At 66.7% G+C, this 20,241-nt stretch carries 18 protein-coding genes and 1 pseudogene; 8 read left to right on the top strand and 11 right to left on the bottom strand.

What is annotated here, in order from left to right; translation table 11 throughout:
* Positions 1-191: 191 nt before the first annotated feature.
* Entirely contained in the window at positions 192-665 is a 474-nt protein-coding gene (locus QFZ42_RS01385) for a DoxX family protein (protein ID WP_307699228.1), read from the top strand.
* A gap of 9 nt (positions 666-674) precedes the next feature.
* Here QFZ42_RS01385 and QFZ42_RS01380 read toward each other — a convergent pair whose 3' ends face one another.
* Positions 675-1,421: a Crp/Fnr family transcriptional regulator gene (locus QFZ42_RS01380; protein ID WP_373423297.1), complete on the bottom strand. Its 747-nt coding sequence runs from the start codon at positions 1,419-1,421 to the stop codon at positions 675-677.
* Between the two features lie 29 nt (positions 1,422-1,450).
* Here QFZ42_RS01380 and QFZ42_RS01375 point away from each other — a divergent pair, with 29 nt between their 5' ends.
* Both QFZ42_RS01375 and QFZ42_RS01370 read left to right on the top strand, forming a co-directional pair.
* The gene (locus QFZ42_RS01375) at positions 1,451-3,112 is read left to right on the top strand and encodes an adenylate/guanylate cyclase domain-containing protein (RefSeq protein WP_307699226.1); all 1,662 of its coding nucleotides are present in this window, start codon (positions 1,451-1,453) and stop codon (positions 3,110-3,112) included.
* 117 nt (positions 3,113-3,229) lie between these two features.
* The gene (locus QFZ42_RS01370) at positions 3,230-3,580 is read left to right on the top strand and encodes an alpha/beta hydrolase (protein ID WP_307699225.1); all 351 of its coding nucleotides are present in this window, start codon (positions 3,230-3,232) and stop codon (positions 3,578-3,580) included.
* Between the two features lie 45 nt (positions 3,581-3,625).
* On the opposite strand, the pseudogene rtcA reads toward QFZ42_RS01370, so the two are convergent.
* From rtcA to QFZ42_RS01335, 7 genes and pseudogenes are all read right to left on the bottom strand, one after another.
* Positions 3,626-4,664, bottom strand: a pseudogene (gene rtcA / locus QFZ42_RS01365) (RNA 3'-terminal phosphate cyclase).
* On the bottom strand, positions 4,661-5,515 hold the full coding sequence (locus tag QFZ42_RS01360) for a nucleotidyltransferase domain-containing protein (RefSeq protein WP_307699224.1): 855 nt from the start codon (positions 5,513-5,515) through the stop codon (positions 4,661-4,663). The pseudogene rtcA and the gene QFZ42_RS01360 overlap by 4 nt, the downstream one beginning before the upstream one ends.
* Positions 5,516-5,548: 33 nt before the next feature.
* Positions 5,549-6,517, bottom strand: coding sequence for a ribonuclease Z (locus QFZ42_RS01355; protein WP_307699223.1), 969 nt, complete (start codon positions 6,515-6,517; stop codon positions 5,549-5,551).
* Positions 6,511-7,167, bottom strand: a complete 657-nt coding sequence (locus QFZ42_RS01350) for a zinc-ribbon domain containing protein (protein WP_307699222.1) — start codon at positions 7,165-7,167, stop codon at positions 6,511-6,513. The genes QFZ42_RS01355 and QFZ42_RS01350 overlap by 7 nt, the downstream gene beginning before the upstream one ends.
* A gap of 20 nt (positions 7,168-7,187) precedes the next feature.
* Positions 7,188-8,555: a hypothetical protein gene (locus QFZ42_RS01345; protein WP_307699221.1), complete on the bottom strand. Its 1,368-nt coding sequence runs from the start codon at positions 8,553-8,555 to the stop codon at positions 7,188-7,190.
* 74 nt (positions 8,556-8,629) lie between these two features.
* Entirely contained in the window at positions 8,630-9,853 is a 1,224-nt protein-coding gene (locus QFZ42_RS01340; RefSeq protein ID WP_307699220.1) for an RtcB family protein, read from the bottom strand.
* Between the two features lie 301 nt (positions 9,854-10,154).
* Positions 10,155-11,306 carry a slipin family protein gene (locus tag QFZ42_RS01335; RefSeq protein WP_307699219.1) on the bottom strand — a complete coding sequence of 384 codons (1,152 nt, stop codon included), beginning with the start codon at positions 11,304-11,306 and terminating at the stop codon, positions 10,155-10,157.
* A 706-nt stretch (positions 11,307-12,012) separates the two neighbouring features.
* Between QFZ42_RS01335 and rtcR the strand changes: the two genes are divergently transcribed.
* The 4 genes from rtcR (at position 12,013) to QFZ42_RS01315 (ending at position 15,452) form a co-directional block, all read left to right on the top strand.
* The gene (rtcR, locus tag QFZ42_RS01330; protein WP_307699218.1) at positions 12,013-13,623 is read left to right on the top strand and encodes an RNA repair transcriptional activator RtcR; all 1,611 of its coding nucleotides are present in this window, start codon (positions 12,013-12,015) and stop codon (positions 13,621-13,623) included.
* Between the two features lie 50 nt (positions 13,624-13,673).
* A complete protein-coding gene (locus QFZ42_RS01325) occupies positions 13,674-14,012 on the top strand; it encodes a VOC family protein (RefSeq protein ID WP_307699217.1) in 339 nt (112 codons plus the stop codon).
* Between the two features lie 93 nt (positions 14,013-14,105).
* On the top strand, positions 14,106-15,059 hold the full coding sequence (locus QFZ42_RS01320) for an ornithine cyclodeaminase family protein (RefSeq protein WP_307699216.1): 954 nt from the start codon (positions 14,106-14,108) through the stop codon (positions 15,057-15,059).
* Positions 15,060-15,200: 141 nt separating this feature from the next.
* The gene (locus QFZ42_RS01315) at positions 15,201-15,452 is read left to right on the top strand and encodes a hypothetical protein (protein ID WP_307699215.1); all 252 of its coding nucleotides are present in this window, start codon (positions 15,201-15,203) and stop codon (positions 15,450-15,452) included.
* A gap of 22 nt (positions 15,453-15,474) precedes the next feature.
* On the opposite strand, the gene QFZ42_RS01310 is transcribed toward QFZ42_RS01315, so the two are convergent.
* The 3 genes from QFZ42_RS01310 to QFZ42_RS01300 form a co-directional block, all read right to left on the bottom strand.
* Positions 15,475-17,268 carry a cytochrome c biogenesis protein DipZ gene (locus QFZ42_RS01310; RefSeq protein ID WP_307699214.1) on the bottom strand — a complete coding sequence of 598 codons (1,794 nt, stop codon included), beginning with the start codon at positions 17,266-17,268 and terminating at the stop codon, positions 15,475-15,477.
* Between the two features lie 124 nt (positions 17,269-17,392).
* On the bottom strand, positions 17,393-18,769 hold the full coding sequence (locus QFZ42_RS01305) for a sensor histidine kinase (protein ID WP_307699213.1): 1,377 nt from the start codon (positions 18,767-18,769) through the stop codon (positions 17,393-17,395).
* Positions 18,770-18,804: 35 nt separating this feature from the next.
* Complete coding sequence (locus tag QFZ42_RS01300; RefSeq protein WP_307699212.1) at positions 18,805-19,224, bottom strand: organic hydroperoxide resistance protein; 420 nt, start codon at positions 19,222-19,224, stop codon at positions 18,805-18,807.
* A gap of 206 nt (positions 19,225-19,430) precedes the next feature.
* Here QFZ42_RS01300 and QFZ42_RS01295 point away from each other — a divergent pair, with 206 nt between their 5' ends.
* On the top strand, positions 19,431-20,171 hold the full coding sequence (locus QFZ42_RS01295; RefSeq protein ID WP_307699211.1) for a response regulator: 741 nt from the start codon (positions 19,431-19,433) through the stop codon (positions 20,169-20,171).
* Positions 20,172-20,241 lie beyond the last annotated feature (70 nt).

Here is a 20,241-nt window from a genome sequence, read left to right as displayed (position 1 = left end):
CGCAGAAAAAAGCCCGCCGTATTGGCGGGCGGTGCAAGCGTAGCAGGATGGCGCCGGGCTTGCAGAGGCTCCTCGGGCACCTTCTGAAAAGTGTGCGTAAACGCACAGCCCGATCGGCCGCGGCTGCGCACACTGGAACCGCAACCGTCGCAGTCCGCGGCGGCCTTTCTTCAATTTTCCAAGGATCTGCCATGAACACCCAGGCCGTAGCCGCCGATTCCGCGCGTGCGCCGATCGCACCTTCGCTCGCCTCTTCCTCCCCCGCCGCGTTGGACGATTCCGGCAAGCTGCTGCTGCGCGTCGCCATTGGCGTGCTCGTGCTGCTGCATGGCATTTTCAAGATCTCCGCCGGCGTGGGCTTCGTCAGTGCCATGCTGGTCAAGGCCGGCCTGCCCGGCGGGCTGGCCTACCTGGTGTACGTGGGCGAGATCGTGGCGCCGCTGCTCATGATCGCCGGTTTCTGGACCCGTGCCGCCGCCGGCGTGGTCGTCATCAACATGCTCGCGGCCTTCGGCCTGGTGCACATGGCCGACCTGTTCTCGATGACCAAGCAAGGCGGCTGGGCACTCGAACTGCAGGGCCTGTATCTGTTCGGCGCGCTCAGCGTGGTGCTTCTGGGCGCGGGCCGCTTCAGCCTCGGCGGTCTGCGCGGGCGCTGGAACTGAACCTGCCGCTCAGCCGGCGTCGCCGCGCACCTGGGCGACCATGCGCTCCAGCCGCTCGGCGTCGGCCACCAGAAGGTCCTTGCCGTCCTTGCGCAGCACGCCGCTGCGCACCAGCACGTTGAGTTCGCGGGTCACCTGTTCGCGGTTGGTGCTGATCTGGCTGGCCAGGGCCGCGTGCTTGGGCGCCGGCTCCAGCCTTGCCTGGTTGCCTTCCACGCCGGCCGCGCGCGCGAGGCGCAGCAGTTCGGCATGCAGCCGGTTCTGAACACCCAGCGTGCTCAGGTCGATCACGCGTTCCGACAGTTGCCGCACCAATGACGCGAGCCGCTGCATCACGCGCTCGGCCACCAGGGGCTCGTCGCGCAACAGGGCCATGAAGGAAAGCCGGTCGAGGCTGGCGAGCACGCTGGGTTCGAGCGTGACCACATCGGCGGAGCGCGGCCCGCCGTCGATGGCGGCAATGTCGCCGAAATGCTCGCCGGCTTCCGAATCCCTGAAGGTGACCTGCCGTCCGTTGGCCGAATAGGTGGTCACCCGCACCTGCCCCGAGACCAGCAGGAACACGTCGCTGTGCTGCTCGGTGCGCAGCAACAGCGGCTTGCCGGCGTCGACGCTGTGCCAGAGGCATTGCTGCGCGAGCCGGTCAAGACGCTGGTCGGAGAGGCCTTCGAGCAGCGCGATGCGGCGCAGCGCAAGGCTGGAACGAAGAGTGGTTGGAGTAGTGAGGGCCATGCCGGTCGATAGGGGCGCGCGCATTATGCTCGGGTGCCCCTTCGAACCCGTTCATGGACAGACGTTCCCTCCCATTCCCTTTTCCGCCGAGACCGCCGACCCGGCGCAATCTCCGCTGGGCGAGCGGGCTGGTGCTGATGGCCTATGTGACGGCGCACCTACTGAATCATTCGCTTGGCATCGCCGCCTTTGCCGCGGCCGAGACGGTGCTGCGCGGCGTGCAGAGCTTCTGGCACAGCCTGCCGGGCACGCTGCTGCTCTATGGCGCCGCCACGGTGCACCTGGCACTTGCGGTGGCTGCGCTGTGGGAGCGCCGCACTCTGCGCATGCCGCCGCTCGAGGGGCTGCGCGTGCTGCTGGGCTTCGCACTGCCGCTTTTGCTGGCCACGCACCTGACCGCCATGCGGGGGGCCTACCTCGCGTATGGCATCGAGGGTTCCTATGCGCGCGTGGTCTGGGGCCTGTGGAGCTTGCCGGGCGCGAGCGCGCAACTGGCGATGATGCTCGCGGCCTGGCTCCACGGCTGCCTCGGCATGCACTTCGCCCTGCGGGCGCGGCCGGCCTACCGCCGCTTTTCCCATCTGCTGCTGGCCTTCGCGGTGGTGCTGCCGCTCACCGCGGCGATGGGCTTCGTCTCCATGGGACGCGAATTCCAGTGGACCGGCGTTCCGCCCGCCGTGCTGCCGACACCGGCCCAGGGCCAGGCGCTCGACACCGCGGAGACCCGCATCAAGCTCTTCTACGCGCTCGGACTGGCCGCCCTGCTGGCCGCCTATGCGGCGCGCCACTGGTTCGCACGCCGTCCGCGAGGACCGTCGATCGCGCTGCGCTATCCGGGCCGCACGGTGCGTGTGCCGCGGGGCTGGAGCGTGCTCGAGGCCAGCCGCTCGCTAGGCATTGCGCACCTCTCGGTCTGCGGCGGACGCGCGCGCTGTTCGACCTGCCGTGTTCGCGTGCTCGGCCCCGCGGAACACATCGGCGAGGCGGGCCGCGACGAGCAGCGAACGCTTGACCGTGTGCGCGCACCCGGCGACGTGCGGCTGGCGTGCCAGCTGCGGCCGCGCGGCGACATCGAAGTCACTCCGCTGTTCGCACCGCCGCCCAACGCGGGCCGCCCCGCGCCGGTCAGCAGCTTCGGCCGAGAGCGCGACGTGGCCATTCTGTTCGTGGACCTGCGGCGCTGGTCCGGCTTGTCGGAGCGGCAATGGCCGTTCGACCTGGCCTATGTGCTCGACCGCTACTTCGCTACCGTGGGCGCGGCCGTGCGAGAAAGCGGCGGCGTGCCGAACCAGTTCATCGGCGACAGCGTGATGGCCATCTTCGGCCTCGAGACCGACCTGTCCACCGCATGCCGGCAGGCGCTGCGCGCGACCGAGCTCATCGGCGAACGCATGGATGCCTGGAGCGAAGGCTTCGAGGCCCAGTTCGGCCAGCGGCTGGACTTCGGCATGGGCCTGCACGCCGGGCGCGCGGCGGTGGGTGAAGTGGGCTACCTCGACACCACCACCTTCACCGCCATCGGCGAGGTGGTCAACACGGCGAGCCGTCTTCAGGACCACGCCAAGACCGCCGCATCGCGCCGGGTGGTTTCGCTGTTCGCGGCGCAGCAGGCCGGCTTCGCGCACAGCGTGGAACAGGTCGATACGCTGGTGGTGCGCGGGCGATCCGAACCCCTGGCGGTGATCTGTTCACCGCCGATGGCAACGCCCCTGTAATCGACGAAAAGCGGTGCTCAAACGCACAGCGCCACTCACGATGCAGTTTCACACTGCATCTTGTGGCAACGACGAATGTCCGCCGCCCACACTACTTTCCGTCAAGGGACTCTCACCATGAACACGAAGCAACTCATCGCCGCCGCCGCACTCGCCGTCCTGGGCACGGCAGCCGCCCACGCCGAGACCTACGAAGGCGTGCAGGCCGTCACTTCCTACGCCAACCGCGCGGACGTGCAGGCCGAAGCCGTGGCGGCCGCTCGCGGCGGTAATCCGTATTCGGACAGCGCAGCCGAAGGCGTGCTGGCCATCGATTCGACGCTGGATCGCAATGCCGTGCGCGACCAGGCCGTGGCCGCCGCGCACAATCCGCTGCAAAGCCTGGACCGCCGCGCCTTCTATCGCGACCAGGTGCCTTCGGCGTACAGCAAGCCGGCCGTCTCGTTCACCCGGCAAGCCGGCCTGTAAGAAGGGCGAAAAGCGCTTTTTCTGCCCCGCCGCATTGCTCAGGCCTCAGGTCCGCGCCACCTTCACGGTGGCCGTGCCCGGCGTTTCGCCGATGACGTAGCGCACCGGCAGAAAGCGCTCGATCACCGCGCAATTGGTTCGGGTGTGCTCGGTCACTTCGCTGCAGGTGAAGGTGCCGGCGCCGCCGCTCTGCCACGCCGCCAGGCCCAGCAGCAGCGCCAATTGGTCGGCAAGGTGCGGCCCGACGGCCGCTTGGCTTTTCTGGAAGTCGCGCAGCTCGTTCACCAGCGCATGCGCCACCTGCTCCGCACTCAGTGTCTTTTCGCCAAAGGCGGTGAAGACTTCGGTGACATGCTCGTAGGCGAGCGTGGCGAGGAGTGCGTTGCCCGGACCCTCGTTCTGCCGCGCGCTGCCGACCCGCAACTGTTCACCTGACCAACCCATCGCCTTGCCGAACGTTTCGAGCTCGCGCGTGGCGATGTGTCGCGCCAGCCCCGGTGCCAGGCACTCCGCATGTCCCGACAGCGGCGCGCCCCGCGCCATCAGGTCGAAGGACTGCAGCGCACCGGCCGCCGGCACGATGGTTGCGTCCACTTCGCCGCCGCCGGCCGGATAGAAACCGCAGCGGCGCAGCACCAGTTGCAGGTCCGCGCCCAGGCGGCGCACCAGCGGCGCGAAGGCGCGCTCCAGAAAGTGGAAAGGCGGGGCCATCGGGTTGTGCGTGCCGCCGCGCAGGTGCACGTGGCTCGGCGCACCGGCCAGCAACAGCGGCGGCAGCACCGTTTGCAGCACCCAGCATGCAGCTGCCGGCGCTGGCAATCGTGAAGCTGTATTCGCCCGCGCGCACCGGTCCGGGTACGAAACGCAGCGATTGCGATCCGAGCTCGCCCCCTTCGACCTGCGCGCCGCTGATTTCGGCGGCGGCGTTCACGCACGCGAGATGCTGGCGCATCAATCCCGGCTTGGCGCGCCCCGCGCGAATTTTCTCGATGGCGACCGGCTGGCCCGTGGCCACCGACAAGGCCAGGCTGGTGCGCAGGATCTGGCCGCCGCCCTCGCCTTGCGATCCGTCGAGCTCGATCATCCGCAGCCTCCTTCCGTCGCGGCGGGCGCGGCCGCGTCGAAGCGCAGCACCGTCTCGCAGAGAAACGCGTCCAGCCCCGCACTCTCGGCCTGCGGCAGCGGCGCGACCGGCTCGGCCGCGTTGGCCGCCAGTTCGCTTTCGATGAACGCGTGAATGCCAGGCCAGCGCGGGCTGGTGGCGGCTTCGCCGGCGCGCATCTTCACCTCGAGCAGCGCGTTGATCTCTTCGATCAGCGCAGCGTCGCTTACGGGATCGAGCGTCTTCTGAGCCAGGTCGGCAAAGCGCATCGGCGGTACGCCGGCTTGCGTCCGGATCCAGCGCGCCGCAAGCAGCGGGCGCAGCACGTAGAGATATTTCTTGTAGCGCACCTCTTCGGCCTGCAGATGCTCGCGGAAGTTCTTCTTGGCCATCGAGGCGTAGTGATGCCAGCCGCGCGCGTTGGAGAACACCGCCTCCGAGAGCGCACGAAAGCGCGGCATTGCGACCGCGTCGTCGCGGTACACGACGGGCGAACGCAGCCATTCGAGCAGCGTAGGGTTCGACTCGCGCATCAGGCCCAGCGCCTTGCGCAGGTCCCAGCCGTTGATGTCGAGATCGCCGCTGATCGGCAGTTCGATCACGTCGCGGCGCGGCGTGACGGTGAGATACCACGGCAGGCGGTTCACGTAGATGAAGCGCACGTCGTAGTCGCTGTCGGGCGAGGCAAAGCCCCAGCCACGGCTGCCGGATTCGCAGGCGAACAGCACCGTGACGTCATGCCGCGTTTCGATGTCGCGCAGGGCGTCCATGATCTGCACGCGCATGGCGGGATCGATGGAGTGCGCCGAGCGCAGGAATTCTTGGTTGCTCATGAATAAAAATCTTCTTCTTGCCGCCGGATTCGTTCATTCGTCCGATCGGGCAGGCGTGACAGTCACCTTGCCGGTGCTGTCGAGTTCAAAAACGTCCAGGTCGTTGGCCAGGAATGCATGGCCACTGTAGTGGGCCTGCGTCTCCGCCATCAGCGCGGCCATGCCCTCTTCGTTCTGGTGGCGCGGGCTGAGGTGCGTGAGAACCAGGTTGGGCACTTCGACGGATTGCGCAAATTCGGCCAGCAGGCGCGCCGAACTGTGCATCGGTCCAGGCCCGACCTTGTCGAGCGCCTCTTGCGTGTAGGTGGCCTCGTTCACCAGCAGCTGCGCCCCCTCGCAGGCCACGCGCAACAGTGCGGGTTCGGCGTTGTCGCCTCCGAGCACGGCGCTGGCCCTGTCGATGTGCGTCTCCGCGAAATCGGCACTGCGCAGCACCTCGCCGTTGAAAGGCACGTCCTCCCCGTTCTGCAGCGCGCGCCATGCGGGGCCCGGCGGCAGGCCCGCGGCGCGCAAGGCGTCGGCCTTCAGCCGCACGCGCCGGGTTTGCACCTGCACGCGGTAGGCGTGGCTGGGCACCCGGTGCCGCAGCACATGGCGCTCGATGCGCAGGCCCGGGGCTTCGTAGACCAGCGCCTCGGCTTCGAGATCCACATGCTCGACCTCGTACGGCAGATGCAGGTCCGTCAACCGGCGCGTCGCCTCGAACCACTCCCACACCGGCCGCGGCGCGATCAGCTTCAGCGGCTTCGTGCGCTTGCCCATGCCGGCGCTCGCGAGCAGTCCCGGCAGGCCATAGCAATGGTCGCCGTGCACATGCGTGATGCAGACAGCTGCCAGGTCGTGCAAGGACAGCGGCGTTTGCAGCAGGCGGTGCTGCGTGCCTTCGCCGCAATCGACCAGGAACCAGTCGGCGCCGAGCACGGTCTGCACCGCAAGGCCCGAGACGTTGCGCTGGCGCGTGGGGGTGCCCGAGGAGGTGCCCAGAAAAGTGAGTTTCAACATTCCCGATCTTTCTCCGCCCAGCGTGCCAGTGCTTTTGCCGCGGCATTCGCCGCTTCGCGTTCCCATGTCCCGTAGCTGCTTCCGCGGTCTGCCGCAAATGCTTGCAACCGTTCGATCTGCCCGGGACCGCCCCACTGGCCCATGACTTCGATTGCGACCACGCGCAAGCTGCGCCACTTGCTTTGCAAGGCAGCCTCGACCTGTGCCAACGCGTCGGGCGTCGGCTTTTCCGTTGTTGCCAATGCGCGCAATCGGGTGACCTCGCCGCCCAGCAGGTTGGCGCCTTCGTTCCGGAGCGCTGCGTCGCGCAGCGCGCGACGCGCTTGCCGGCATGCACGGCATCGAACCGCATGGCTGTACACCGAACCCTGCGCGACTTCGTGCCACCACTTCTGCTGCTTGGCGGTCCACACCTCTTTCGCGCCGCAATCGCGGCAGGTGTAGGCCTGGTCGAGATAGAAGTCCGGCACTTCGCCAAAGGTGGTGTTGTAGTGCGCAAGCCGTGACTTGTCGGCCATGGCCATTCCCGGCACAAGGCCGCCCGCCGAGAGCTGCCGGGCGTCTTGCGTGCGCAGTTGCACCTTCAGCGCGTCGGCGCGTTCGAGGCGATGCGCCTTGATCTCGGCGCGGCGTTGCTTGTTGCTTTTCATGATGGCAAATGTGGTGTTGTTCAGATCACGCGAAAGGCTCGAAGGTGGTATTCGATCTCTTCAGGAAAACCGTGCGGCAAAAGGCCAGCCGGCCTGTCCGCGCGCAGCAAATCAGACCTGCGTTCCCACAGGGCCGCCAATCTGGCGGCTTGATCCGATCGCGGCTGAACATAGCTGCCGGCCATCGCCTTCACCCATGCATCGAGTTCGATGTTGACCGCGTTGCGCAACTTGCCCGAAGGCGGTTCTCCATCCAGAAGTGCCATGACAAACAGCAGCCGATCCCAGGGCGACCCGCTGCCGAGCATGGCAATGACATCCATTGCGAGTTCGCGGCGTTCGAGCCCCATGCGCATCAACGCAGCCGGGGTCGGCAAAGGGGCACCGCGCCGGATGTGCTCGACCGCAAGCCGCCGCATCTTCGGTGACGGATCGGCTGCCAGCGCCATCAGCTGCTCGTCGAGCTCGCTGCCTTGTGCCGCAACGAGCATCAGCCAGCGTGCCAACCGCCGCAACGGCACCGCCTGCGAATCGGCCATCGAGTGGGCAAGAACGAAGGCCTGCGGATCGCCGAGCAGGTGCAGCACGTGAAGCGCTGCCACGGTCCGCCGCGCTTCGCACCCGGTCCTGTTCAAGACCTCTTTTGCGCGCGCGCGTATCTCGTCATGCTCGGCCGCCAACGCGCCCACTGCCAGCGCGCGCACGGCGGCGTTGGTGTCGAAACACATGCCGCGAAGAAAAGGCCTCGCGTCATGATCTGGCAAGCCCAGCAGCTCTCGAATGGCGATCATGCGCACCCGGGGCAACCGCGAACGGCCGGCTGCCTCGAACACCGCACGGCGGTCAGAAGGAGCCTGCAGCCGCTCGACCGCCTTCAGGCAAAGCAGGGAGGTCAGCAGATCGTTCGAGCGAACACTTCGGCACAGCAGGGCCAGCAGCGCCGGATCGCCGTGCGTTCTTTGGAGACGCAACGTGAAGATCCAGCGCCGCATCTCATCGTCCATCGCCGATGCGTGCTGCTCCAGAGCGTCGATGTTCCGCGCCAGGAATTCCTCGATGGCACCCGTCAGATCGCTCAGATCGGTTCTGCGGACACGATAGGCAAAAGCCAGTTCGGGCAAGGCATGCGCCCACTGCGCAATGAACTCATCGCGCATGAACACGGAAAGACCTTGCTTCGCCGCATGGCGCACCTCCGAAACCCAGTCGCCGACACACACCAGCAAGACCGGGATGGCTTGCGGGTCTGCACGGCGAACCAACTCGACGACGGCCGTTTCGCGCTGATAACCGTCACAGGAGCGTGCGAGCTCCATCAATGCGCTCCCATCGAGGGCCTGCATCTGCAGTGTCGGCAACGCTTCGGTTCTTGTTTTCCACCACTTCATCGCTCTGTCCTTTTCCAGCGCCTATGAAATTGCGCTGCCTCCGTTTGCCAGGGCGATGAGCGTCGCCCTGGGTACTATCCCTTCACGCAAACCACCTGCTTGAGCGTGTAAACCACCTCCACCAGGTCCTTCTGCGCTTCCATCACCGCATCGATGTCCTTGTAGGCCATCGGAATCTCGTCGATCACGTCGGCGTCCTTGCGGCATTCCACGCCTTCGGTCGCGGCGATCTGGTCGGCGATGGTGAAGAGCTTCTTCGCCTTGGTGCGGCTCATCGTGCGGCCCGCACCGTGGCTGCAACTCATGAAGCTCTCGGGGTTGCCCTTTCCGCGCACGATGTAGCTCTTGGCACCCATGCTGCCGGGAATGATCCCGAGTTCGCCGGCCTTGGCGCTCACCGCGCCCTTGCGCGTGATGAGCACGTCTTCGCCGAAATGCGTCTCGCGGCTCACGTAGTTGTGGTGGCAGTTCACCGCTTCCACATGCGCCTCGAACGGCTTGGCGATGACCTTGCGCGCAGCCGCGACCACGCGCTGCATCATCACTTCGCGGTTGGCACGCGCGAACTTCTGGGCCCAGCCCACCGCGCGCACGTAGTCGCCGAAGTACTTAGCGCCTTCCTCGAAGTACGCCAGGTCCTGGTCTGGCAGGTTGCGCTGGTGCAGCTCGGCATCCTTCTTCGCGAGCTCGATGAAGTGCGTGCCGATGGCGTTGCCCACGCCGCGCGAACCCGAGTGCAGCATGAACCACACGGCGCCGGCCTCGTCGAGGCACACCTCGATGAAGTGGTTGCCGGTACCCAGCGTTCCCAGGTGCTTGTGGTTGTTCGTGTTCTTGATGCGCGGGTAGTCCTCGCAGATCAGGTCGAACTCATCCACCAGCTTGGCCCAGGCCGCATCGGTTTCGTCGGGCGGCGTTTCCCACGAGCCCTTGTCGCGGCCCATGCGCTTGGGATTGCTTCCGTGCGGCACGGCCTTCTCGATCGCGGCGCGCAGCGGACCCAGGTTGTCGGGCAGGTCGCGTGCGTTGAGCGTGGTCTTGCACGCCATCATTCCGCAGCCGATGTCCACGCCCACCGCGGCCGGGATGATGGCCTTGAAGGTCGGGATCACCGAGCCTACGGTCGCGCCGATGCCGTAGTGCACATCGGGCATGGCCGCGATGTGCTTGAAGACGATGGGCAGGCGGGCCGCGTTCTCGAGCTGCTTTTGCGCTTCGTCTTCCACGGGCACGCCGTTCGTCCACATCTTCACGGGGACGCCGTTGGCGACCTGGTGCAGTTTGTAGTTCTGTTCCATTTTCTTTTCTCTCTCTGTCTATCTATCTATTCTTACGGCCGAATGGTGGACACGGCGGGATTCGAACCCGCATCAATACGGCGACCATGGTGTTTGAATCCATTGGCCCAGTCGACGATTGGAAACGCGCGCCAGTGACAGACCCGTCATCGGAGCCAGCACCTGCATCCTCAACCTTGCTCGTCGACCGGCTTTCCCGCCGTACCTGGTCTTACCCAGGCTGCCGGCAATTTCAAACATTTTTGGCAGTGGCGCTCCCTTCTGTGCCTGCGTGCCCGTATCTCTTTCTTTCCCCTATCGCTCAGGAACCGTTCGGCCGCAGCGTCACGAGTCCGTTGAGCACCTGGTCCAGACCACCGACCACCGAGATCTTGTCGATCCGCTCGGCCACGCGTTCCAGCGTTTCGAGTTCCTTCATCCGAAGCGCGACGGGGTTGCCCTCCATCACCTTGGCGGTGTTCAGCAGCGAGCGCGTGGCCGCGGTTTCCTCGCGGCGGCGGATCACGTTGGCCTGGGCCGACTTCTCGGCCTCCACCACCTGGGCGAGGATGGTTTTCATCTCGCCGGGCAAGATGATGTCCTTCACGCCCACGCTTTCCAGCGAGACGCCCGAACCCTCCAGCCGCTCGCGCACCTGTGCCAGCACCGTCTGGTCGATGGCCGACTTGTTCTCCAGCAACGCGTCGAGCGTTTGCTCGCCCACCGCGGCACGCAGACCGAACTGCAGTTCGCGATAGACATGCTCGGCCGGCTTCGGCATCTGTGCCATGGCCTGCCGCACATCGAGAAAGCGCCACACCGCCGACAGGTTCAGCCGCAGCCCCACCTTGTCGCGGGTCAGGATTTCCTGACCGCTCACTTCGGCGATCTGCGAGCGCAGGTCGACACACGTCACCGCCACCTGGCGGTTGAAGCGCCAGAAACCGTGGTTCCCCGGCGGCAGCATTGCCTGCATCTGGCCCTCGAGCGTCAGCACGCCGGCATGGAACTCGGGCACCTGCACCAGCAGCACGCCGTCGAGCCCCTGCACCGCACGCGGACGCAGGGCCACGCTCTGCAGCTTCGACAGCAGCTCGGCCGGCAGGCGCGCGTCGCCCGCCACGTCGATCACTTCGATGCGCTGTTCGCGCAGCCCGCGCCAGTACAGCTTGCGCGTGGCAGGCGGCAGGATCTGCACCAACACGCCGTCTTCATGGCGGAGTCCGACCTGCGTCTCGCCGAGCGACGCCTGGACGAACTCGCGCGCCACCAACTCGGGCTCGCGCGCCAGGAAATAGTCGGCCAACTCGTGCTCGAACGACGGCTCGGCGAGCGAGAAGCGCTCCAGCTTGAGGGTGTCGAATGCCGAGAACACGCGGTGCTTCCCCGGGCCGAGCAGTTGCTCGAAGTCGCCATTGCGCAGCAGCAGCGCGCGTTCGTTCTTCTTGACGGTGTATTGATTGAAACCCAGCATTTTTTCTCCCACTCGTTGTTCGGTTCGGTTATTCGGTTCGTTCGTCATTCATTCATTCAATCCAGGCCCACGAAAGGGCAGGCGGCGGGCACTGCGGTCGACAAGGCCTGACATGCAGCGGTCGCGCGGTTCGGTAGGTGCCTCCCGGCGTCGCATGTGCAACGCCGCCACTCCCTCTCCGTCGATGACTGCACGCAGTTCCTTGCCGCACACGCGGTGCGCAAGCCGCCTGCGCTTGGCACGGTGTCGCGCGCCGCAGGGCTTTTCTTTTTGCCCTGCGCCATCGCTCCGGTGTGCCGGGGCGGGGGGCTTTCGCCCCAACAGATGGCAGTGCAAGCACTGCCAGGTTTTTCGCGGGAATCGAACCCGCAACGCCATGTGGTTAGCACGGTGCTCAACCATGAGCAGAACTGAATCAAGTTCAGTCGCCAGCCAGTTCAACAGCGGCATACCGCAAGCCCAAGACAGGTCTGGCCTGCGGCACCGGGCCGCTTTCATGCGGCACCTGCGAGCGGATGAACTGCATCCGGACGGTTCATCTATTGCAGCAGACGTGCCAGCTTGCGAAAAACCGCTCGTCCAGTGAGGCGGATGCGACTCAAGTTATTGATTTGCAATGGAAATCCCTTTCTCCGGCCCTTGCATAGCGGCTCTTGCACCTGATAATATTTCCACCAAATTTATAAATTCAGCTAGATTCATATCCATGAAGCCAACGGTCGTCATCGGCTTTCTCGGCACGCAACTCGACGCCGGCCAAGGCACCGGCCGCTGGGAAAAGTGGCGCCCCACCGTCTCGCTCGCCCAGCACGACGACATGGTCGTCGCGCGCATGGAGCTGCTCTACACGCTCAAGCACAAGGCGCTCGCCGAGGTGGTCAGGGCCGATATCGCCACCGTGTCGCCCGAGACCCAGGTCAACCTGATTCCCATCGATCTGGAGGACCCTTGGGACTTCGGCGAGGTCTACACGCGCCTGTACGACTGGGCGCGCGCCTACCCCTTCGACACGGAGCGCGAGCAGTACTGGGCGCACATCACCACCGGCACGCACGTGGCGCAGATCTGTATGTTCCTGCTGGCCGAATCCCGCGTGATTCCCGGCGTGCTCGCGCAGACCTCGCCGCCCAAGCGGCAGCGCGCGGGTCATCCGGGCGAGATCGCGCTGATCGACCTCGACCTGTCGCGCTACGACGCGATCGCGCGGCGCTTCGATGCCGAGCAGCGCGATGCGGTCGCGTTCCTGAAGAGTGGCATCGCGACGCGCAATGCGCGCTTCAACGCGCTCATCGACGAGATCGAACGCGTGGCCGTGCGCTCGCGGGCGCCGATATTGCTGGTCGGCCCGACCGGCGCGGGCAAGTCGTTCCTGGCCCGGCGCATGTTCGAGCTGAAGCAGGCGCGACACCAGATGACCGGGCCGTTCGTGGAAGTGAACTGCGCCACGCTGCGCGGCGACGGTGCCGCGTCCACGCTGTTCGGCCACAAGAAGGGCGCCTTCACCGGCGCCGCGGGCGAGCGCGCGGGCCTGCTGCGCACGGCGCACCGGGGCGTTCTTTTTCTCGACGAGATCGGCGAACTCGGCCCCGACGAACAGGCCATGCTGCTCAAGGCCATCGAGGAAAAGCGCTTCTTCCCGGTGGGGGCGGACAAAGAAGTGGAAAGCGACTTTCAGCTCATTGCCGGCACCAACCGCGACCTGCGCAGCGACGTGGCGGGCGGGCGTTTCCGCGAAGACCTGTTCGCACGCATCAACCTCTGGACCTACGACCTGCCCGGCCTCGCGCAGCGGCCCGAAGACATCGAGCCCAACATCGACCACCTGCTGGCCATCCACGCGAACGAGAACCATCGCGTGGTGCGCTTCAACGCCGAAGCGCGCGCGGCCTACCTGCGGTTTGCACAGAGCGCCGAGGCGCTGTGGTGCGGCAACTTTCGCGACCTCTCGGCCAGCGTGACGCGTCTGGCCACGCTGGCGGACGGCGGGCGCATTCCGGTGGCGCTGGTCGAGGCCGAAATTGCACGGCTGCGGTGGCTGTGGAACCGCGAAGGTCCGAAGAAGGGACACGGCGGCGCCGCGGATGCGGACCTCGACGCCCTGCTCGGCGAGGAACGCGCGGCCGCGCTCGACCTGTTCGACAGGCTGCAGCTCGAGGCGGTGGTGCGCGTGTGCCGCGAAGCACGCAGCCTGTCGGACGCGGGGCGGCAACTTTTCCAGGCATCCCGCGCGCAGCGCAGCGTGGTGAACGATGCCGACAGGCTGCGCAAGTACCTTGCGAAGCACGGACTCGAATGGAGCCGTATCGCCGCGGGCTGAGCTATCCTCCGCCGAAACGGCCGTTCGGCCGCACGCCAAGGAGGCCACCCATGCCGCTGACACTGCTCCTGCGCTGCCACGATCTGGCACAGACCGAACGCTTCTACGCCGATGTTCTCGGCTTCGCGGCCGCCCGTTCGGCAGACGACACCCTGACGGTCGAGAAGCACGGCGGCAAGCTCATCTTCACGCAGCAGGATCTCTGGAAGAGCCCTCCCACGTGCTCCGGCACCTTCTATTTCGCCGTGGCCGATGCGGCGGCCTGTTACGCCGCCGTCAAGGACAAGGCATCGATTGCCTGGCCGCTGCAGCAGATGCCATACGGCTCGAGCGAGTTCGGGGTTGCGGACTGCAACGGCTATCACCTTGCGTTCCGGCAGCAGGCCTGAGCGGTCGATTCGAACGGTGCTCCATGCAGTCGGGGTTCAAGAAGCGCACTTCTCATGAGCTGGAAACCGCCGGAACCTCCCTCCACGACGACCATGAAGCATTTCGACGCCACCGCCACCCGCGAGCCGCTCACCTTTGCGCGGCTCGTGCCCGCCCTGCGCTCGGCCTTCGCGGCCGATGCGCAGGTGCCGCCGCGCCATGTGCACAGCATCGAGACTGCCGGCGCCGACAAGGGCACCGTGCTCATCATGCCGGCGTGGAGCGACGCGGGGTTTCTGGGCATCAAGACCATCAATGTCTTTCCGGGCAACGGCGCGCGCGGCCTGCCCGGCCTGCATGCCACCTATGTGCTGTACGACGCGCGCACTGGCGTGCCGCTGGCGATGATGGACGGCAACGAGCTCACCGCGCGCCGCACGGCCGCCGCATCGGCGTTGGCTGCTTCTTTTCTGGCACGTGCCGATGCGCGTCGTCTGCTGGTACTGGGCACCGGCCGCGTCGCCAAGCTGCTGCCCGCCGCACATGACAGCGTGCGCCCGATCGACGAGGTGCAGGTGTGGAACCACCGGCCCGAAGGCGCCGAAGCCTTGGCTGAGCAATGGCGCGCCGAAGGCTTCAACGCCCGCGCCGTCGTCAGTAACGAACTGGAAGCCGCCGTGCGGCAGGCCGACATCGTGAGCTGCGCCACGCTCGCGACCGAGCCCCTCGTGCGCGGCGAATGGCTCTCGCCGGGCTCGCACCTGGACCTGATCGGCAGCTTCACTCCCGCCATGCGTGAAGCAGACGTGCGCTGCTTCGCGGGCGCACGCACCTTCATCGACACCACCGAGGCGCTGCAGAAAGCAGGCGAGCTGCTCGACGCCGTCGCAGCCGGCACGCTGCGCGCCGATGAGGTGCAGGGCACGCTGGCCGCACTCTGCCGGGGCGAACGAACAGGCCGCACGGGCGGCGGGGAGCGCACCGTGTTCAAGGCGGTGGGCAGCGCGCTGGAAGACCTGGCGGCTGCCACGCTGGTGTGGCAGCACACCGAATCGATTCCGGCCTAAGGCTTAAGGCCTAGAAAGCCGCGGTGGGTGCCATGGATAGATAGCCATTTACTGACAGACACATACGTCATGCAGCGGATGGCACGCCTCTTGCGCAAGGCTAAGCTGATGCCCATACCCCAAGGTCCAGAGGCCCGTCGCATGCTTACCATTTTTCAGAAAGCCACCATTCTCAGCAAAGCCGGTTTCGAGGTGCCCGCTTGCCCGGCCGCAGACCCTTCGGCAACGTCGACCAGCGTGGTTTCGCAAAAGATGCACGAATGGGGCAAGGCCATCGAAATGCTGTACGTCAGCTACGTGGCCGCCCGCGCGGCCAAGAGCCTGCGCGACGCCGAAGAATCGCGCCAGGCGGACATGCTGCGGCGGCTTTCGCTGAGCGCCTGGACGGCCTGAGCCGCCGGACCCGAGTCCGCGCTCAACCGAAAGTGAATGCGTAGGCCTGCGCTCCGGCGTCGAGAAACTCGATTTCGAACAGCCGGTCTTTTCCGTTCGCCGCCTGCTGGCGCACCAACTGATAGAGCTTCTGCACATCGATCACGCCGTGGCCTTGCGCATCGATGTCGGAGCCATGGTCCTCGAGCGGCGGCTTTCCATCGACCCACACCCTGAAGCGCACCGGCTTGCAGTTGGCCGCGGGACCGAGCACCAGGTGCACGTCGCGCGCCTGAAACCGATAGGCGATGCGCCCATTCGCGCTGTTCAGCACCGCGCGCTCGGCCTCCACCGTCCAGTCGCCGGCCAGCGACCACTGGTTCGTGCGCAATGAAGAAGAAGCGGGCTGATAGACGTTTGCACGACCGCGCGCAATGCCGCCCGGCGAAGCAAAGCCGTGCGCGCGCTCATGGCCCAGGTAGGTTTCGCCAGACAACGCCGGCTCGAGGCCGGGCGCGGCCTGGGTACCCTGCCCCAGAGGCGCCACCAACCCGGCGGCGATGCGGGTCCGCCCCGCCTCGGCCAGCAGTTGCTGGATGACCTGCTCCGCCTGGTCGTACCGGTTCTCACCGAACTGGCGATGACGGATGCGCCCCTCGGCATCGATGAAGTAGAACGCGGGCCAGGCCTGGTTGTCGAAGCCGCGCCAGATGGCAAAGTCGTTGTCCAGGGCCACCGGGAAGCCGATGCCCAGCTCATCGACTGCCCTGCGCACGTTGGCCGGGCGCTTCTCGAACGCGAACTCCGGCGCATGCACACCGAGCACCACCAGGCCCGCGTCCTTGTACTTCTCGGCCCATGCGCGCACATAGGGCAAGGTGCGCAGGCAGTTGATGCACGAGTAGGTCCAGAAATCGACCAGCACCACCTTGCCGCGTAATGCCTCGGGCGTGAGCGGTGCGGAGTTGATCCATTCGGTTGCGCCGGCAAGCGAAGGAAAGTGCCCTTCGACCTTGAGCGCGCGGGCGAGCGGCGTCTCGCGGCTTGCCGACACCCGCGCGAAGCCCGCTTCTTCGCGCAGCGCAGAGGATTCCACCTGCGGCGGCGGTAGCTTCGGCTCCCGGACCCGCTCGACGAGTGCCTGCTCCAATGCCGACGTCGTGCCCACCGAAAGACGCGCGAGCAAGCCGGTGTCCAGCCCCAGCGCGATGGCGCCCACGCCCAGCAGCACGGCCCCACCGGCGGCGCGCCGCACCCATTCGCCCATATGCAGCGAACGCTTCATGGCCGAGAACAGCCGTCCGCCGAACAGCAGCGCAGCCGCGAGCGACGTGCACGCGCCAGCGGCATAGGCGAGCAGCAGCAGCGAGGTGCCGAAACTCGCGCCGTTGAGCGCCGCGCTGGTCAGGATCAGGCCCAGGATCGGGCCCGCGCACGGCGCCCAGAGCAGGCCTGTGCCAACACCGAGCAACAACGGAGAGAACACCGACAACGCACGCCCATCACTACGCGGCCCCGAGATGCGCAGGCCCAGCGCCACCAGCGGCCGGCTCATGCGGTCGGCGATGCCGGGGAACAGCAGCGTCACGCCGAACAGCGCGAGCATGGCAATGGCCGCCAGGCGGCCGTATTCGTTGAGGCTGACGATCCAGCTGCCGCCCACCGCCGCCAGCGTGGCAACGGCGGCAAAGGCCAGCGCCATGCCCAGCAGCATGGGCAGGCCGTGCGGCCGGAATGGGCGGTCGGCGCGCGCAAACACGAACGGCAGCACCGGCAGGATGCAGGGGCTCAGGATGGTGAGCACCCCGCCCAGGTAGGCAACGATGAGGATGAGCATGATGTTTCAGCGATCAGGGTTGAACGGATGCAGCCTTCGGCAGGGCGTGCGAGGACTCTGCGGTCTCGCTTCGCGAGCCGCTGCTTCAAGGGTCAATCGATTGCGAGCCGCCGCGGCGGGCGTCTCAGTTCTGCGGTGCGGTGGTCATCGTGAGCCGGGCCTCCAGTCCGCCCTCGGGGCGGTTGTGCAGCGTGAGCTCGGCGCCCATGGCCATGGCGAGCTGATGCGCAATGGCCAGGCCCAGCCCCGTGCCGCCGGTGCTGCGGTTGCGCGAGCTCTCGACGCGGTAGAAAGGCTTGAGCACCGCTTCGAGTTCGTCGGGCGGAATGCCCGGCCCGTTGTCGAGCACGCTCAGCACCAGCCCGCCTCCCTCGGCCTGCACGCGCAGGCGCACGTCGCTGCCGAATTTCAGCGCGTTGTCGATCAGGTTCATCAAGATGCGGCGCAGCGCGTTGGGGCGGCTCACGATCGGCGTGCCGACCCGGCCTTCGAGCCGCACCTGCTGGCCCACGTCTTCATAGTCGGCCGCCATGCTCTCGAGGAGCGCGTCGGCGTCGATGCGCAGCGGCGGCTCCGTGGCACCGTGCAGCGTGCGCGCATAAGTGACGCCTTCGCGCACCAGCGAGTGCATGGCGTCGAGGTCTTGCCGGAACTTCTCGCGGTCTTGCTCGTTGTCCATGAGGTCGGTGCGCAGCCGCATGCGTGTGATGGGCGTCTGCAGATCGTGCGAGATGGCCGCAAGGATCTCGACACGCTCGGACATGTAGCCGGCGATGCGCTGCTGCATGGCGTTGAAGGCGCGCGCCGCGTGCGCCACCTCGGTGGGGCCTTCTTCCGCGAGCGTCTGCGCCTTGAGGTCGGGCCCCAGGTCGTCGGCCGCGGCCGAGAGTTGGGCGAGCGGCCGCGTGACCAGCCGCACCGCATACCAGGCGCACAGGGCCAGCACCAGCAGCTGGACGACCAGCACCCACATCACCCAGCCCGACACCGGCATGCCCACGCGCATGGCATGGACGACCACGGAAGAACCGTCGCCGAGCCGGACCTGGATCTGCAGGCCCTCGGGCGGCCAAGGCACCTCCCCCGCCTTGACGACGTGGAACGGGCGCATGGCGTCGACGATGGCCGCGGCAAACTGCCGCGAAGCCGGCGAGGCGGGCTCGGTGCCCTGCGCGCTGCCGCCCAGCACGAAGCGGTAGTTGCGGCGCTCCAGCCGGTCGAGCCAGCTTGCGCGTTCCGCGGCGGGAAGGCGGTCGAGCATGGCGACCGAACTGGCAATGTCGCGCTCGATGCCGATCATCATCAGCTCGCGAAGCGCCATGTTCCGCTCGTAGCGGATCGCGGCGAAGGTGAGAAGCTGCGCGACGGCCAGGCCCACCACGATGATCAACGTCACGCGGGAGAACAGCGAACCCGGAAGCAGGCGGCGCCACCCACCCGCGGCACCCGCCGCACTCGCGGTGCCGGCCGGGTTCGCAGAAAGATTCGCGGGAGTGGACATGGGCACCTTCTCTTCTTGGGTACGGCGTGGCTGGCTTACACCAGGTGGATGGCAACGTCGATGTTGCCGCGGGTGGCCTTGGAGTATGGGCAGGTCTGGTGCGCCGCGTCCGTCAGGGCCTGCGCGACTTCGCGGTCCAGGCCCGGCAGGCTCACATTCAAGCGTGCCTGCAGAAAGTACTCGGCGCCCGCCGTGCCCAGGTCGACCTCGGCATCGACGGCCAGGTCGGGCGGCAGAGTGACCTTCATCTTGCCCGCTGCCTTGCCCATGGCACCGATGAAACAGGCCGACCAGCCGGCGGCAAACAGCTGCTCGGGGTTGGTGCCGCTGCCTGCGCTGCCGGGCGACGAAAGCTTGATGTCGAGGCGGCCGTCGGAGCTGCGCGCTTCGCCGTCGCGGCCGCCCGAAGAGGTATGGGTCTTGCCGGTGTAGAGGACTTTTTCGATGCGGGTCATGGTGATTCCTTGGTGAAGTCGATGTGGATTGGTTTCGAAACGGACGGATTGTTGAGCCGCCCCTGCCCTGCCAACACACATTGCGTATTCCTATGTATCCGCGCGAGAAATCCACACACTACGTTTCACTGCCTGCCCCATTGCACGGCCGGGGCGCTACATTGCGGCTGCGGCGCCTCTCGCGCCATCCTTCCCCTGCCACTGCCATGACGCCAAAGACCTCGGACCACATCCTCATCGTCGACGACGACCGGGAAATTCGCGAACTGCTCACCGCCTACCTGGTGAAGAACGGCTTGCGCGTGGTCGCGGTACCCACCGGCCGGCACATGCGCGCCGCGCTGGAAGAGTCGGGCCCGTTCGACCTGATCATTCTCGACCTGATGCTGCCCGGCGAAGACGGGCTCACGCTCTGCCGCGACCTGCGCACCGGCAAGTACAAGGCAACGCCCATCCTCATGCTGACCGCGCGCAGCGAGGAAGCCGATCGCATCCTCGGCCTTGAGATGGGCGCGGACGATTACCTGGCCAAGCCCTTTTCCGCCCGCGAGCTGCTCGCGCGCCTGCGCGCCGTGATGCGCCGCACGCGCATGCTGCCGCCGAACATGGGTGCCATCGAGCCCGCAAAGAAACTGGGTTTCGGCGAATGGCAGGTCGACACCGTGGCGCGCCATCTGCTCGATGACAGCGGCGTGATGGTGGCGCTGAGCGGTGCCGAATACCGGCTGCTGCGCGTGTTTCTCGACCATCCGCAAAAAGTGCTGAGCCGCGACCAGCTGCTGAGCCTCACCCAGGGCCGCGAAGCCGAGCTCTTCGAGCGTTCCATCGACCTGCTCGTGAGCCGGCTGCGCCAGCGCCTGCGCGACGATGCGCGCGAACCCCGCTACATCAAGACCGTGCGCAGCGAAGGCTATGTGTTCGCTTCGGCGGTCGAAGCGAGGAGCTGACCGAGGCAACGCACTGGCAGCTGGTCGGGTGGCGCACCTCATGCGCCATGCCACCCGCGAAGAACAGCAG

Source organism: Variovorax paradoxus (assembly GCF_030815855.1).
In the GTDB taxonomy this organism is placed as follows: Bacteria; Pseudomonadota; Gammaproteobacteria; order Burkholderiales; family Burkholderiaceae_C; genus Variovorax; species Variovorax paradoxus_M.
This window is presented reverse-complemented; position numbering and strand designations above follow the sequence as displayed.